This is a genomic window from Pseudomonas baetica (genome assembly GCF_019733355.1).
Lineage (GTDB): Bacteria > Pseudomonadota > Gammaproteobacteria > Pseudomonadales > Pseudomonadaceae > Aquipseudomonas > Aquipseudomonas baetica_A.
In genome coordinates this window covers 1-284 of record NZ_JAIHLQ010000172.1, presented here as the reverse complement: position 1 = coordinate 284, position 284 = coordinate 1, and the positions used below count along the sequence as shown (strand labels likewise).

Annotated in this window: 1 protein-coding gene; it reads right to left on the bottom strand. The window is 59.2% G+C overall.

What is annotated here, in order from left to right:
- A partial coding sequence (locus K5E40_RS34620) for a contractile injection system protein, VgrG/Pvc8 family (RefSeq protein ID WP_260456261.1) occupies positions 1–284 on the bottom strand: 284 nt, incomplete at both ends.

The following is a 284-nucleotide window of genomic DNA, read 5'->3' as shown; positions in this document are numbered from 1 at the left end:
GTGCTGGAAGTGGTAGTGAATGCCTTCCTCTTCGCACAGACGCTGGACGAAATGCAGGTCGGTTTCGTCGTACTGCACGCAATAGTCGCGATCCGGGCACGGCTGGCTCAGCTGGAAGCTGTAGGCGTTGCCCTTGATGCCGTGTTCTTCGAGGATCAGCGCGATGATTTTCGGCGCCGACATTTGCTGGTAGATGCGCTGGTTGGTGCGGTGATGCAGGTATTGCAGTTGCGGCACCATCGACACTTTGTAGCGGGTCAGGCGCTTGCCGGCATCGCCCTGGG